General features: G+C 71.5%; 12 protein-coding genes and 1 pseudogene. 6 read left to right on the top strand and 7 right to left on the bottom strand.

Features of this window, described 5'->3' with window-relative positions:
- Window positions 1-781 precede the first annotated feature (781 nt).
- From OG389_RS09165 to OG389_RS09175, 3 genes and pseudogenes are all read left to right on the top strand, one after another.
- The gene (locus tag OG389_RS09165; protein WP_443059230.1) at window positions 782-1,480 is read left to right on the top strand and encodes an ABC transporter ATP-binding protein; all 699 of its coding nucleotides are present in this window, start codon (window positions 782-784) and stop codon (window positions 1,478-1,480) included.
- Window positions 1,481-1,569: 89 nt separating this feature from the next.
- Entirely contained in the window at window positions 1,570-3,657 is a 2,088-nt protein-coding gene (locus OG389_RS09170) for a hypothetical protein (RefSeq protein WP_328297967.1), read from the top strand.
- Window positions 3,658-3,987: 330 nt separating this feature from the next.
- Window positions 3,988-4,155, top strand: a pseudogene (locus OG389_RS09175) (aminotransferase class V-fold PLP-dependent enzyme); the annotation flags it as partial.
- 80 nt (window positions 4,156-4,235) lie between these two features.
- Here OG389_RS09175 and OG389_RS09180 read toward each other — a convergent pair.
- The 6 genes from OG389_RS09180 to OG389_RS09205 form a co-directional block, all read right to left on the bottom strand.
- Window positions 4,236-5,294, bottom strand: coding sequence for an aminotransferase class V-fold PLP-dependent enzyme (locus OG389_RS09180; RefSeq protein WP_328297968.1), 1,059 nt, complete (start codon window positions 5,292-5,294; stop codon window positions 4,236-4,238).
- An 83-nt stretch (window positions 5,295-5,377) separates the two neighbouring features.
- Window positions 5,378-6,088, bottom strand: a complete 711-nt coding sequence (locus OG389_RS09185; protein ID WP_328297969.1) for a DsbA family oxidoreductase — start codon at window positions 6,086-6,088, stop codon at window positions 5,378-5,380.
- A gap of 37 nt (window positions 6,089-6,125) precedes the next feature.
- Window positions 6,126-6,659 carry a GNAT family N-acetyltransferase gene (locus tag OG389_RS09190; protein ID WP_328297970.1) on the bottom strand — a complete coding sequence of 178 codons (534 nt, stop codon included), beginning with the start codon at window positions 6,657-6,659 and terminating at the stop codon, window positions 6,126-6,128.
- A gap of 122 nt (window positions 6,660-6,781) precedes the next feature.
- Window positions 6,782-8,236 (bottom strand): penicillin-binding transpeptidase domain-containing protein, encoded by a 1,455-nt coding sequence (locus OG389_RS09195; protein ID WP_328297971.1) that lies wholly within the window; start codon window positions 8,234-8,236, stop codon window positions 6,782-6,784.
- Window positions 8,237-8,298: 62 nt separating this feature from the next.
- Entirely contained in the window at window positions 8,299-8,976 is a 678-nt protein-coding gene (locus OG389_RS09200; RefSeq protein ID WP_328297972.1) for a response regulator transcription factor, read from the bottom strand.
- Window positions 8,973-10,265: a sensor histidine kinase gene (locus OG389_RS09205; protein ID WP_443059420.1), complete on the bottom strand. Its 1,293-nt coding sequence runs from the start codon at window positions 10,263-10,265 to the stop codon at window positions 8,973-8,975. The genes OG389_RS09200 and OG389_RS09205 overlap by 4 nt, the downstream gene beginning before the upstream one ends.
- A 149-nt stretch (window positions 10,266-10,414) precedes the next feature.
- On the opposite strand from OG389_RS09205, the gene OG389_RS09210 reads away from it, so the two are divergent.
- Both OG389_RS09210 and OG389_RS09215 read left to right on the top strand, forming a co-directional pair.
- Window positions 10,415-10,678: a hypothetical protein gene (locus OG389_RS09210; RefSeq protein ID WP_328297974.1), complete on the top strand. Its 264-nt coding sequence runs from the start codon at window positions 10,415-10,417 to the stop codon at window positions 10,676-10,678.
- Window positions 10,679-10,969: 291 nt separating this feature from the next.
- A complete protein-coding gene (locus OG389_RS09215; protein ID WP_328297975.1) occupies window positions 10,970-11,158 on the top strand; it encodes a hypothetical protein in 189 nt (62 codons plus the stop codon).
- Between the two features lie 344 nt (window positions 11,159-11,502).
- Here the strand turns inward: OG389_RS09215 and OG389_RS09220 are convergent, their stop codons facing one another.
- Window positions 11,503-12,285, bottom strand: a complete 783-nt coding sequence (locus OG389_RS09220; RefSeq protein WP_328297976.1) for an IclR family transcriptional regulator — start codon at window positions 12,283-12,285, stop codon at window positions 11,503-11,505.
- A gap of 156 nt (window positions 12,286-12,441) precedes the next feature.
- Between OG389_RS09220 and OG389_RS09225 the strand changes: the two genes are divergently transcribed.
- A complete protein-coding gene (locus OG389_RS09225) occupies window positions 12,442-13,965 on the top strand; it encodes an aldehyde dehydrogenase (NADP(+)) (protein ID WP_328297977.1) in 1,524 nt (507 codons plus the stop codon).
- Window positions 13,966-14,019 lie beyond the last annotated feature (54 nt).

Below are 14,019 nucleotides of genomic sequence, written 5' to 3' on the forward strand. Positions count from 1 at the left end.
GCCCGGCCCTGGACGTAGTGCTGACCTCGGCCAGGAGCCGCGATCACTGGGACGAGGCCTCAACACTCCCGCCGGCCGCGTCGGCGAACCGGCCGCGCTCGCGGAAATGCTCCAAGCCGTCGCGCGCGGCTTCTACCCCAAGCTCGCACCGCTCCTCCTGGACCGCGCCGAGGAGCTGACCGGCGTCCGGCCGCCGATTTCAGCCCCAGCGGAGATCACTGTCTGACGCCCGCCTCCTTCTCTAGATCCCGGCGCTCCACCCTTGCGCCGCGCCGGGGTCTGACGCCGGAATGAGAATTTTCCCCTCCCTTATAAATGTGGCCCATAAGTGCCCTAGCGTGGCGCAAAATACCTCTCATCGCGTGCGATCGCTTATATCAAGGGGTCGCCACGCTTCAGCAGGAGTATAAATCTGGGCGAATATTGACCTAAAATGGACGAGGGAGTTCATTCGGTCCGCCAGTTAGTCTATCGGTGCACTTTTTTAATGCGGGCAGGTCGGATGACTGTGCGCTGTGACGGACCTCAAGGAGGACGGGCAGTCCGTCTACGTCCGCTACTCGCGCAACAGTAGCGACGGGTATCCCTACACCCTGCACAACAAGTCTGGGTCCGGTACAACCGCCACCAGCGGGTCCGGCAATACGGTCTGGATGGTGCAGGCTTGCATATCCGTCGGCTGGGCTCCGGACAAGTGTGACACGGAACGAAGCCAGTAGGGACGGTTCATGTGGGGCCGCCGATATCGGCGGCCCCACACCTTTTTATCAGGTGGGTAAGAATGGAAAACAAATCTCCGCGCAGGCCGGCGAAGGGTGCTGCGCTTGAGTTCAGTTCTCTTCGGTACCAGATCGGTGACAGGACACTGTTCGACGGACTTGACCTGCGTCTATGTACAGGTGATTCCGTCGCAGTAATGGGACCGTCAGGCAGCGGGAAGAGTACTTTGATCTCCTGCGCTCTGGGGCTGGTGAAACCGGAAGGTACCGTGCGAGTCGCGGATGCGGACCTGGGCCGGATGAGCCGCAGGGAGCTGACCCGCCACCGCAGCCGTCACATCGGGGTCGTCTTCCAGTTCGGTGAGCTTCTTCCCGAGCTGACGCCCGTGGAGAACGTAGCGCTCGCGGGGCTGCTGGCGGGCGCGGACCGTAAGGAGACCTACAAGGCTGCGGCGGAACTGCTGGGCAGCCTGGGAGTGCCCCGCGATGCCCGGGCGACGGGAACGCTGTCGGGAGGGGAACGCCAGCGGACGGCCGTCGCTCGCGCCCTGGTCAACAGGCCGTCCCTGCTGGTGGCGGACGAGCCGACGGGCGCGCTCGATGACGCCAACCGAGCCGCTGTGGCCGAGCTGCTTTTCGAGGTGCCCCGGCGCTGGCCGTGTGCCCTCCTCGTCGTGACGCACGACGCGCAGGTCGCCGCACTGGCCGATGACACCGTGCACCTCGTTGAGGGCCGGCTCGTTCCGCGGGAAGTGCAGTGAGCGGACACACCGCAGCGCCCCTGTGGCGGCAGCTGCTCCGCATCGGAAGGGTCTCAGCCCGTGGAGCTTCCGCCGGGAGGATCCGCGCCGTGGCACTGGTCTGCGCCACTTTCGCCGCAAGCCTCGTCGTCTGCGCGGTGGCCTTGATCAATGCCGCCTACGAGGGCCGCGAACAGCGTGACGCGGCCCGGTCCCCCGTCCAGATCTCGCAGAACAGCACTGAGCGGGCACGTCTGTTGTTCCGGCCGGCCTTCGATGAGGTCGACAACGTGCAGTACCAGGTCATCTACATCACGCCGCTCACAGAGGACGCTCCCGTCCCCCCGGGCCTGTCCGCCTGGCCTGAACCCGGGCACGCAGTCCTCTCACCCGCCCTGCTCGCTGCGGGACGCGATGAAGGCATTACTACTCGCTTCGGCGGGCTCGCTGGAACGATCGAGCCCCGCGTGCTGGCGAGCCCCGGCGAGTGGTTCGCCTACGTGCGTCCCCCTGCCTCCGCGGACACCGCAAGGATGTGGCCGAGCTCCAAATTCGGCACTGCGAGGCCACTTGGCACCGGCGAGATGATGTTCGTCAAGCCCCCCTACATCCTCTTCGCCCTCACCGTTTTCATGGGCGCCCTCCCTGTCTCCGCGCTCATTGCCGCAGCCGCCCGGGCGGGATCGGATGCCAGGGACCAGCGCACGGCCCTACTGGAAGCACTCGGTGGCGGACGCCGCGTCCGAGCCGCCGTCAACGCCGGTGAAGCGGCACCTGCCGTCGCGCTCGGCATCATGATGGGGCTCGTCACCTCCTGCTGGATCCTGGCAGGCGACACTCGAATTCCCCTGACCGGGTACACCATCGCCGTGGCAGACGAACGGCAGTGGGGCTGGTCCTTGCTCACGGCACCAGTGTTGGCCGCATTCCTCGTCCTGGCCTGTGTGCTGCTCCTGCACCCGCGGCAGGGCCGGCGCGACGGTGTCAGACCGCGCCTGTTCAAGACCCGTCTGCCGCGCTGGTGGCCCTACCTCTGTCCCTTCCTGCTGTTCGTGGCAGTGCAGGGGCCCGGGCTGGTAACCAGCTCGGGGCAAAGGCTCCTGGTGTACGTGATCGGTGTCGGCGGCACTGTCCTCACCTTGCCCTCGCTGATTGGGCTCGGCGCTGTGGCCGCCGGCACCGCCCTAGCCTCGATCGGCCACCGACGCGGCCGGCCGGGAGCCCTGCTGGCCGGACGGTGGGCAGCGGCGTGGCCCGGCGCCACCGTCCGTCTCACGGCAGGGGTGATCATCGCGTTTGTCCTCGTGGGTCAGACCCAGCTCTGGGCCACCCTCAACACCGGCCCCGCCATTCAGGCTCAGCAGACGGTCCGGAAGGTTGGAAGCAGCGCGGTACTGATATCCGTGAAGGAGGACAAGCCCGTCCCTCAGTCCTTCCTGGAAGAGTTGCCACCCGGTGTGGAGATGCTCCGCCTGTCAGTGGATCACGAGAAGTCCACCGCCGAGATCAACGGACCGTGCACAGCCCTGCGGCGCTTGTCCCTGCCCTGCACCCAGAAGCGGACCGAGATCGAACCCAACCACCCCGACCCGCGGGTCCAGGCCCTTGCCACCTGGGACACCCCTGGGCAGGGCATCTACGCCAGAGAGACCACCCAGCCAGAAGGTCCCACCCTCGTATTGGTCGGCGACAAGGGCCGCGACCTGCCGGTGCCCATGGTCAAAGAAGCCGCGAACCGCCACCTTGGCATGGCAGTACCTGTGGAAACCATCGCCGGCTCATGGCTGATCTCCGCGAACATGGACGACCTCGACGGACGATGGGTCATGCTTTACGGGACCTTCGCGGTCATTCTCGTCATCATCTCGATCATGGTCACCAACCTTGCCGAGTTCCTCCGGTTCGTCCGTCAGGTCACCGCGGTCAGCGTCCTCGCCGGTAAGAGGACCATCTACTTCAGCACCGCATTCTTCACACTGTTCGTCCCCCTTGCCGCGGCAGCTCTGATCGGCTTGTTCATGCACCAGTGGCTCGCCACTCCCATCAAGGCCATCGCCTACAGCAGCGAGCACACCGGGACCGGCGACATGCTCGACACCGCCCTGGTCGGGGCCGGAGTCATGGCGGTCGCTGTCTGGCTTTGGGGCGCCTGGGGCGCCACACGCCTGGCACACCACTGGCGCCCCTCGGGAGACTGACTAGAGGCCTACACACGCTCGCGTGGTTCAGTCCTGGACGAAACTGGCTGGGATCCCCCTAGAGGCACAACCCGGTGGAGGTCTCGGCCTGACACTTGCACTACTACGTCAGACCCCGGCGCCTCTCCTCTGCATCGGGGTCGGTTCGTGTCAACTCCAGCCCACGGGTTGACCGTTACCGAACTCGGCGGGTCGCTTTCCCTCGCCGGTGGCCGGAGCGGCTTTGGCCGGTGTCCTGTTCGGGTTGGGGTCGGGCATGTTCACGGGGCCTTACGCTGTCCGGCATCTCGGGCAGGCGTTGATCCTGCCCGGAATTTGATCGAGTGGCCCGGGAACACCAACCCGGTCGCGGAGATCGGCGAGGTCGTACGGGCCCACGGGGGCGCTGTTCATGCTCGACGCGGTGGCCTCGGTGGGCGCGGAGCCGCTGCTGCCGGACCGTGGGGCGTGGACCTGTGCGTGATCGGCGCCCAGAAGGCGATGGGCGGCCCCGCGGGCGGCGGTGACGGCCCGGCACGCGGCCGCGGCGGCGGTGGCCACGGCCTGGTCGGCGGCCCTGGAGGGCTGACCGGGGCCGGTCAGCCCTCCAGGGCGTTCAGCAGCCGGTCCACGTCCGCCTCCGTGTTGTAGAGGTGGAAGGAGGCCCGCAGGTTTCCGGCGCGGGCGGCCGTCACCACGCCGGCGGAGAGCAGGGCGTCCTGACGGCCGGCCAGGCCCGGGACCGAGACGATCGGGGACCCGCCCGGCACGGGCTCGTGGCCCAGCCGGGCGAGGCCGGCGCGGTAACGGGCCGCCAGGGCGGTGTCGTGGGCGTGCACGGCGTCGATGCCGATCCGCTCCAGCAGGGCCAGCGAGGGCCCGGCGGCGTGGTAGCCGAGGAAGGCCGGGGACTCGTCGAAGCGCCGGGCCCCGTGGGCCAGGCGCTCGAGCGGACCGTACGTGGAGTCCCACATGGACTCGGCCGCCACCCAGCCGGCGTGCAGGGGGGTCAGGGTGTCCTGGGCCTCCTCCGAGACGGTGAGGTAGGAGACCCCGCGCGAGGCGAGCAGCCACTTGTACCCGGCGGCGACCGTGTACTCGTACGGGCTCGCGTCGAAGGGCAGCCAGCCGGCCGCCTGCGAGGCGTCGACCAGCATCCGCGCTCCGTACGCGGTGGTCGCGGCACGGACGGCCGCCAGGTCCGCCGTACGCCCGTCCGCGGACTGCACGGCGCTCAGCGCGACCAGCGCGGTGCCCGGACCGACGGCCTCGGCGAGGGATTCCAGCGGGGCGAAGCGGACCTTGAGCTCGCCGCGCACGACGAACGGGTTGATGACGGAGGCGAAGTCGCCCTCGGGGCACAGGACTTCGGATCCGGCCGGGAGCGCGGCGGAGATCAGGCCGACACTGGTGGAAACGGCGGAGCCGACGGCCACACGCTCGGCGGCGACCCCGACGAGGCGGGCGTACGCCTCCCGGACACGCTCGACGCGGTCGAAGTCGCCGAAGCCGGCCGGGATACCGGCCCCGGCCGCCTCGGCGAGCAGCCGCACCTCGGCGACCGCGTCCCGCGGGAGGATCCCGCAGGTGGCGGTGTTGAGGTACGTGGTGGAGTGCGCGAACTCGCCGCGGACGGCTTCGGCCGGAAAGAGGTCCATGGCGCCCACTCTGCGCCAGGAGCAACCCAAAGTCCATCGGCGAGCTTTACGTGCTAACCCATAGAACTGCTTATAGTTTCAGCTCAGGGCCGCGGTACCGCGCACGCGCCGTCGGGCTCGCACGCCTCCCCCTCGGGAGCCGCGGGGGTGAGCACCTCGCGGCCGGCCCAGGCCTGCTCCAGCGCCTTGGTGAACACCTCGGCGGGCTGGCCCCCGGAGATCCCGTAGCGGCGGTCGAGCACGAAGAACGGTACGGCGTTGGCACCCAGTTCGGCCGCTTCGCGCTCGTCGGCCCGCACCTCGGCGGCATAGGCGGAGTCGTCGGCCAGCACCGCGCGGGCCTCCGCCTCGTCCAGTCCGGCCTCCACCGCGAGCACGACCAGCACCTCGGGATCGAAGACGGAGCGCTCCTCGCCGAAGTTGGCGCGGTAGGCGAGGTCGAGCAGCTCCTCCTGGCGGCCCCGGGCGGCGGCCAGGTGCAGCAGGCGGTGGATGTCGAAGGTGTTGCCGTGATCGCGACCCTCGGTGCGATACGTCAGCCCCTCGGCGCGGGCGCTCTCGGCGACGTGCTCCTCCATGCCGCGGGCCTCCTCCAGGGTGCGGCCGTACTTCTTGGCCAGCATCTCCAGGACGGGCGCCACCTGCCCCTTGGGGCCGTTCGGGTCGAGCTCGAAGGAGCGGAAGACGACCTCGATCTCCTCGCGGTGGGCGAAGTCGGCCAGCCCCTTGGTGAAACGGGCCTTGCCGATGTAGCACCACGGGCAGGCGATGTCGCTCCAGATCTCGACGCGCATGTTCCTTCTTCTCTCCACGGAATCAACTGTTCCGGGTTCAACCATTCACTGCCCCGTCCCATTCCCCGGACGGTTGCCGCGGGAGCGCCGGCTCATCCACCGCGAGCCAGAGCGTGCGGTGGGATCCCGACTGGGCTCCGGCGGCGGGGTCCGGGAGCCAGCCGTGGGTGGCGTAGAAGGCCTGGGCGCGGAGGTTGTGCTCGTAGACCTCCAGGCGGACCTCGCGGATGCCCGCGCGGCGCCAGACCTCGAGGCAGGCGGCGTGCAGGGCGGCCCCGATGCCCCGGCGCCAGTGCGCGGGGTCCACGTGCAGCTGGGTGAGGGTGGTCTCGCCGCCGACGGTGCGGAAGGCCGCCACCCCGGTCAGCTCCCCGTCTCGCTCGGCGCAGAGCACCCCGCCGTCGGCCGTGGCCCGCGCGACCGCAAGGGACCAGCCCTCACGGGTGCGCGCGAGCTCGGCGGCGCCGCCGTAGGCCTCCTCGGGGATCCGGCCCCGGTAGTAGGTGGCACGGGCCCGGCTGTGGAGGGCGGCGATGGCGTCAAGGTCGGCGGAATGCGCACTGCGGATCATGAGGAAGGAAACGCGCGGGGAACCCTGCCGGTTCCCGGCGCGCGCACCGCATGTCGCACACACACCCGATTCGGCCACGCGTACGGGACGGCCGGGCGCGATGGCCTCTCCGACCGCTCCGGCTACTTCTTCAGCCAGGCCTGCATCATCTTCTGCGCGACCGGGGCGGCCAGCTTGCCGCCGCCGATCTCGGAGCGGTCGGTGTCCGACCTGTCGATCACCACGGCGACGGCGATCTGCTTGCCGTTCAGCTTTCCGTACGAGGTGAACCAGGCGAGCGGCGAGAGGCTGTTGTTCACGCCGCGCTGGGCGGTACCGGTCTTGGCGCCGACCTCGGCCCCCTGGACGAGGGCGTTCTTGCCGCCGCCCTCGGTGGCGACCGTGATCATGGCGTCCCGGATCATCGAGGCCGTCTTCTCCTTCATCACCTGCTGGGACTTGGGGTCCTTGAAGCTCTCCAGCACGTTGCCGTTGGCGTCGGTGACCTCGGAGACCTCGTGCGGGGAGACCAGCTTCCCGCCGTTCTCGATCGCCGCCGTCACCATCGCCATCTGCAGCGGGGTGGCCTGGACGTCGAACTGGCCGATACCGGTCTGCGCGACCTGGTCGACCGACATCTTCTTCTCCGGGTACTTGCTCGTGGGGTTGGTCCACACCGGGACCTTCTGCACCACGTTGAAGCCGAGCTTCTCCGCCATCGCGCGCATCTGGTCCTGGCCGAGCTTGTGGGCCAACTCCGCGAAGACGTTGTTGCAGGACAGCTTCAGCGCGGTCCGGGGGGAGACGTTGTTGCAGGCCTCGTTCCCCGCCTCACTGGGCAGCTTGGTCCGGGTGCCGGGGATCGTGTAGTCGCCGGAGATCCCGGTGGGCGTGTCGATGTTGTTGACCAGGCCGTTCTCGATGGCCGCCGCCAGCGTGACCAGCTTGAAGGTGGATCCGGGCGCCTGCGGCTTGCGCAGCGCCGTGTTCTCCATCCGCTTGCCCTGATCGGCGTTGAGCGCGTCCCACGCCTGCTGCTCCGCGTCGCCCGCGCCGGCGATGGTGCCCGGGTCGAAGGTCGGGTTGTTCACGACGGCCAGGATCTCGCCCGTGGACGGATCGATCGCGACCGCGGAACCCTGCATGCCCTGCAGGGCGTCCCAGCCCGCCTTCTGGACCTCTTTGTCGATCGTGGTCAGCACGTTGCCCGGGGCGGCGCGCTTGTTGGTGAGCGTGTCCATGATCGTCTTGAGGCGGTTGTCGGAGCCATTGAGGATGTTCTTGTAAACGCCCTCCAGCATGCTCGATCCGAAGGCCTGGGAGCTGTAGCCGGTGATCGGCGCGTACAACGCCCCGTCGGTGTAAGTCCGCTTGTACCCGAAGTCCCTTCCGCCCGTCTGCGTGGACCCGGTGATCGCCTCCCCGCCCACGATGATGTTCCCCAGCGGGTTCTCGTACTGCCCGATCAGGTTGCGCCGGTTGTTCTTGTCGTCTGCGAGGGCCTGGCCTTGGTATGCCTGCACCCAGGTGACCCGCACCAAAAGGGCCAGCACCAGAAGCAGACAGAAGACCGACGCACGCCTGATCGTCTTGTTCATCCCCCAGAAGGACGTCCCAGCCGTCCCAGCCGTTCCGCTCTGCCCCGATTGTGGCGGAGTTCTCAGCTTTTCCTCATGAGGAACCCTCCCTCGTACGCCGCGATGACCGCCTGGGTGCGGTCCCGGGAGCCGGTCTTGGCGAGCACCGCGGCCACGTGCGTCTTGACCGTCTGCGGGCCTACCCCGAGCCGCTCGCTGACCTCGTGGTTGGAGAGCCCGGTGGCCATCAGGCGCAGCACGTCGGCCTCCCGGTCCGTGAGCCGGGCCACCCAGGGCGCGGCGGCATGGCCCGGCCCGGACGGGGTGTGGGCGGCGGCCAGGGAGCGGACGGCCGCCGGGAAGAGCAGCGAATCCCCGCGGGCCACGAGGCGGACCGCGGCCGTCAGCTCGTCGGCCCCGGCGCGCTTGAGGAGGAACCCGGCGGCTCCCGCGCGCAGGGCCTCGTACACGTACGCGTCGTTCTCGAAGGTGGTGACCACCACGATCCGGGGCGGCTCGGCCATGGTGGCGAGGATCCGCTCGGTGGCCCGGATGCCGTCCGTCTCCGGCATCCGGACGTCCATCAGCACCACGTCCGGGGCGAGCGCCCGGACCATGGCCACGGCCTCGGCGCCGGTGGCCGCCTCCCCGACCACCTCCATGTCGGGCTCGGCCTCCAGGATCACCCGCAGGGCGGTGCGGACCATCCGCTCGTCGTCGGCCAGTACGACGCGCAGCGGCGGTCGGGCCGGCGGGGTCACCGGCCGACTCCGCCGAGCGGAAGGACGGCCCGCAGGCGCCAGCGGCCCCCGTGCGGCCCGGCCTCGACGTGTCCGCCGAGCAGCGTGGCCCGCTCGGCGGCCCCGCGCAGTCCTCGACCTCCGGTGGTGCGGGCCCGCGCCGCGGTGGCCGGTTCGTTCGTCACGGTGATCTCCAGTTGCTCGTGTCCGTCGCGGTCCCGTACGAGGATCCGCAGGTCGACCGGGCCCGCCCCGTGCCGCAGGGCGTTGCTCAGCCCCTCCTGCACGATCCGGTACGCCTCGCGGGAGACGATCGCCGGGAGCCGCCCCCAGTCCCCGGCCGGTCCCGGGTCCTGGCGTGCGGTGACCGGCGTCCCGGAGGCCCGGCTGCGGGCCAGCAGCCCGTCGAGGTCGCCGGCGAGCGTGGGCGCGGGCCCCGCTCCCGGAACCCCGGCCCCCGCTCCGTCGCCCTCGCGCAGCAGACCGAGGACGGCGTCCAGCTCCCCCACCGTGCGGCGGGTGGTCTCCTCGATCGCCGCCAGTGCCTCCTCGACGAAGCCGGGGTCGCTGGCGAGCACCCGCCGGGCGGCGCACGCCTGGAGGGTGACCGCGCTCAGCGCGTGCCCGACGGAATCGTGCAGCTCCCGCGCCAGCCGGTTGCGAACGGCCAGGTCGGCGGCCCGCTCCTCGGCCGCCGCCAGCCGGTCCACCGCCGTCGGCCCCAGCAGCACGGGCGCCAGCCGGGCCAGCAGCGCCCCCGCTCCGGCCGCGCACAGGGCCAGCCCGCCCAGCAGCCCGGCCCCGAGCACGGGGGCCACGTACGGCTCGGCCCCCGTGCCGAACCGGCCGAGCTCGAGCGGGAGTTCCCGCAGCGCCCTCACGAACGGCAGCGCGATCAGCACCACCGCCATGGGCGGCACCGCCAGGGTCATCCCGCTGACCAGCGCGCCGACCCCCAGGTGCAGGGTCCACCAGGCCGCTGCCCGCCCCCGGGCAGCCCAGCTCCGGGCCGGCCCCTCGGCGAGCCGCTCCCCCGGCACCCCGCACAGGGCCCTCGCCACGCCCACCGACATCGGCCGGACCAGCCCGAACAGCCCGGTCACGGCGACGAGCGGCAGGGCGGCGGCGTAGGCGGCGAAGCTGAGCGGCAGCGAGTCGAGCGCGTTGACCCCACCGGCGAGGGCTCCGACCAGCACCTCCGTGAGCAGGAAGTAGGGCATCAGCAGGGCCCCACCAAGGATCAGATGGACCCATCTCAGACGCACCCGGCTCGAACCACCCCCTCGCGGGGGCCGCCGGCTCGGCAGCATCCTGCTCGGGGCCGTCCGCTCCCCCGGTCGCCGCTCCAAGCGCACCGCCCCCTTCAGACCGCGCGGCGGCCGGCCAGGAACCGTCCGTGACGGCGGTCGCGAGGAGGGCGGTGATCATCTGGCCCGCGTAGATCAAGTAGCCAGCCGAGGTGGTCCGTTCGTCCGGGCCGGGGGCCCCGCTCGTGAAGGCCGCCAGCATCCACATCCCCCAGCACAGGGTCGCCGCGGACCCCGTCCACGCCAGGACCAGCGGCCACCGCGCCCGCCCGGGCCCACCCCGTGCGAGCAGTACCGCCCCGGCCCCGGCGGTCAGCGCGCACATCCCGTGGACGGCGCGGACCACGGCGGCGTCCGAGGAGTACTGCGCGATCTGCGCCGCGTTCCGCCCGGCCGTGCCACCGGCGGCCCAGTAGAAGTGCGTCCCGGCAACCAGCGCGGCCAGCACTGCCGCGGCTCCCGCCACCACCCCCGTGGGTGACGGAAGCCGCGCGCCGAGGGGACCCTGCCAGCGCCGGCCCCAGCGCTCCCGCGCATAGGGCACGAACAGGGCGGCCAGGGCCACCGCCTGGATGATGAAGCCCGAGTGGACGACATGGAAGACCCAGGGCTCGAGGAAGGGGTCCGCGGCCGCCCGCGCGGCCGTGTCCGGCCCCAGACCGGCGGCTCTCAGGAGCAGTTGACCGGGGAACCCGAGGACGATGGGCGTGAGCAGGCCGGTGGCGACGAAGCTCGGGACCGTCAGCAGCCAGGACGGCACCCGTTTGCCCCAGGGTCTGGTGAGCACCAGCACGAGCACGATCACGCAGGCGTCCATGCACACGCTGACGGCATTCGCCGCGACGGTGACCGGCGAGGGCTCCCGCAGCACGCTGCCCGCCGGTATCCCGATGTGACTCCCAGCCAGCCAGGCGGCCTTCAGCGTCACGTACGGCACGATGGCGGCGACGGCCACCGCGGCCGGGATCCGCCTCCCGGCGCCGGGGCGGCGCGCGGAGGGCGGCTGTGCTTCGTCGTGGGTCGGTCGTGGTGACCGCGCCGGGTGAACTGCTCGTGTGGTCATGACCCAACGGTCCCGCGTCCGCGCCCCCGCCACCTCCCCCTTGAAGGGGAACCGCCTCCCCCGCCCGGGGGAGGAACCGCGCCCTCCACCGCCCCACCCGAACCTGCGCCGGCTCCGGAGCCGGCGCGAGAGCCGGCTCCGGCGCCGGCGCCGGCACCGGAGCCGGAGCCGGAGCCACTACATCCGTCGCGTCACCACCGACAGCCGGTCCCGCGCCGCGAACAGCGCCGCCTTGATGCCCCGTTCGTGCCCGGGCGTCAGCCGCGCCACCGGCACCGAGCAGCTCACCGCGTCCCGCGCCGGCGTCCGGTACGGCACCGCCACCCCGAAGCAGCGCAGTCCGAGCGTGTTCTCCTCCCGGTCCACGGCGTACCCCTGCTCCCGCACCAGCGCCAGCTCCTCGATGAGCCGGTCCCGGTCGGTGATGGTGTGCTCGGTGACGGCTTCCAGCCGCCGCGGCAGGAGTCTGCGCACCTCTTCGTCGGTGTGCGTGGCCAGCAGCGCCTTGCCGAGCGCGGTCGAGTGCACGGGCAGTCTCCGCCCGACCCTGGTGAAGGGCCGCAGGTAGTGCTGCGACTGCCGGGTGGCCAGGTAGACCACGCTCGTCCCGTCCATCCGGGCCAGGTGGATGGTCTCCGTCGTGTCGTCGGAGAGCCGGTCCAGCGTCGGCCGCGCCGCCGCGACCACCTCGTCCCCGTCGATGTACGAGCTGCCGACGAGCAGTGCCCGTACGCCGATGCCGTACCGCGTCCCGGTCGCGTCCGTCTCCACCCAGCCCAGGTTCACCAGGGTGCGCAGCAGCATGTAGAGGCTGGACTTGGGCAGGGAGAGGTCGTGCTGGATGTCGGCCAGGCTGTGCAGTCCCGGCCGTGCCGCGAAGTGCTCCAGCAACAGGACCGTGCGCACCGCCGACTTGACGGCCGCAGGCGCGCCCGAGCCCCCCGACTCAGCTGCAGTCATTCGCCTTCGTGCCCCTCTGTCTCTTGCTCGTCACTTGTCACCCGGAAGACACGGAAATAGAGTCCACGGTGGATGTGATCATTCATCCACCGGAACGGCGTTCACAATACTGAACGCATCCGCGCGGGTCAGCGTAGATCCAGGAGGCAGTTCGCCATGGCAGCAACACCAGTCTGGAGTGTGGACCCCCGCACCGGGAAGGACCGCGAGCAGGTTGCGGTGGAGGCCACACCCCGGGAGGTGGACGAAGCCGTGCGCGCGGCCCACGCGGCCCGCGGCGCGCTCGCCGACGCCACCGTGCGCGCCGCGTTCCTGCGGACCGCCGCCGACCTGCTGGACGAGGCCGCCGCCCACGTCATCGAGGCCGCGGACGCCGAGACCGCGTTGGGCCCGGGCCGGCTCACCGGCGAGCTCGCCCGCACCACCGGTCAGCTGCGCGCCTTCGCCGACGCCGTGGACGAGGGCTCCTACCTCGACATCCGCATCGACCGCGCCGATCCCACCACGGCCCCGCCCCGCCCCGAACTGCGCCGCTACAAGGTGCCGCTGGGCGTGGTCGCGGTCTACGCCGCCTCCAACTTCCCGCTCGCCTTCTCGGTCCCCGGCGGCGACACCGCCAGCGCGCTGGCCGCCGGCTGCCCGGTCGTCGTCAAGGCGCACCCCGACCACCCCGCCACCTCCGAGCTGTGCGTGTCGCTGCTGCGCCGGGCCGCCGTCGCCTCGGGGCTGCCGGCCGGGGTCGTCGCCGTGGTGCACGGATTCGAGGCGGGCCTGGAGCTGATCCGGCACCCGCTGATCAGCGCCGCCGGGTTCACCGGATCCATCCGGGGCGGGCGGGCGCTGTTCGACGCCGCCGCCGCACGGCCCGTTCCGATCCCCTTCCACGGGGAACTGGGCTCGCTGAACCCGGTGGTGGTCACCGCGGCGGCCGCCGCGGAACGCGCCGAGGAGATCGGCGGCGGACTGGCGGGCTCGGTCACCCTCGGCGTCGGCCAGTTCTGCGTCAAGCCCGGCCTGGTGCTCGTACCCGAGGGCGCGGACGGGGACCGGCTGGCCGGCGCGCTGACCAAGGCGCTCGGGGAGACCGAGCCCGGGGTGCTCCTCGACCACCGGATGCGGGAGAACTTCGTCGCCGGGGTCCGCGAGCGCGCCGCGCTGCCCGGGGTCGACGCGCCCGTCACCCCCGGCTCGGGCGGCGAGCACACCGTCGGCGCCGGCTATCTGAGCGTCCCCGCGCGGACCCTGCTCGAGGGCGGGCCCTACGAGGTGCTCCTGGAGGAGTGCTTCGGCCCCGTCACCGTGCTCGCCCGGTACGCCGACCAGGGCGAGGCCGCCGCCGTACTGGGTCGGCTGCCCGGGAACCTCACCGCGACCCTCCAGCTGTCGGCCGCCGAGGCGGACGGCGGCCCGGGGCCCGCGGCGGAGCTGATCTCCCAGGTCACAGCGCTGGCCGGACGGGTCGTGGTCAACGGCTGGCCGACCGGTGTGGCGGTGGCCCCGGCCCAGCACCACGGCGGTCCCTACCCGGCGGCGACCTCCCACTCCACCTCGGTGGGCGGCACCGCGATCGAACGCTGGCTGCGCCCGGTGGCCTACCAGTCGGTCCCGGACCCCCTCCTCCCCCCGGAGCTCCGCGAGGCCAACCCCCTGAGCCTCCCGCGCCGGGTCACCGGCGACTGAGCCGCCCGGGGGCGGGGGAGGCCGGCGGGCCTGGGCTTAATGCGTTGCCGCCTC

Source organism: Streptomyces sp. NBC_00435, assembly GCF_036014235.1.
In the GTDB taxonomy this organism is placed as follows: Bacteria; Actinomycetota; Actinomycetes; order Streptomycetales; family Streptomycetaceae; genus Streptomyces.

Bases quoted from the DNA above. Each gene is read 5' to 3' on its own strand.
- OG389_RS09205 (WP_443059420.1), bottom strand. From the start codon at position 10,265: ATGCTGCCGAGCCGGCGGCCCCCGCGAGGGGGTGGTTCGAGCCGGGTG.
- OG389_RS09165 (WP_443059230.1), top strand. From the start codon at position 782: ATGGAAAACAAATCTCCGCGCAGGCCGGCGAAGGGTGCTGCGCTTGAG.
- OG389_RS09185 (WP_328297969.1), bottom strand. From the start codon at position 6,088: ATGCGCGTCGAGATCTGGAGCGACATCGCCTGCCCGTGGTGCTACATC.
- OG389_RS09190 (WP_328297970.1), bottom strand. From the start codon at position 6,659: ATGATCCGCAGTGCGCATTCCGCCGACCTTGACGCCATCGCCGCCCTC.
- OG389_RS09195 (WP_328297971.1), bottom strand. From the start codon at position 8,236: ATGAACAAGACGATCAGGCGTGCGTCGGTCTTCTGTCTGCTTCTGGTG.
- OG389_RS09225 (WP_328297977.1), top strand. From the start codon at position 12,442: ATGGCAGCAACACCAGTCTGGAGTGTGGACCCCCGCACCGGGAAGGAC.
- OG389_RS09180 (WP_328297968.1), bottom strand. From the start codon at position 5,294: ATGGACCTCTTTCCGGCCGAAGCCGTCCGCGGCGAGTTCGCGCACTCC.
- OG389_RS09220 (WP_328297976.1), bottom strand. From the start codon at position 12,285: ATGACTGCAGCTGAGTCGGGGGGCTCGGGCGCGCCTGCGGCCGTCAAG.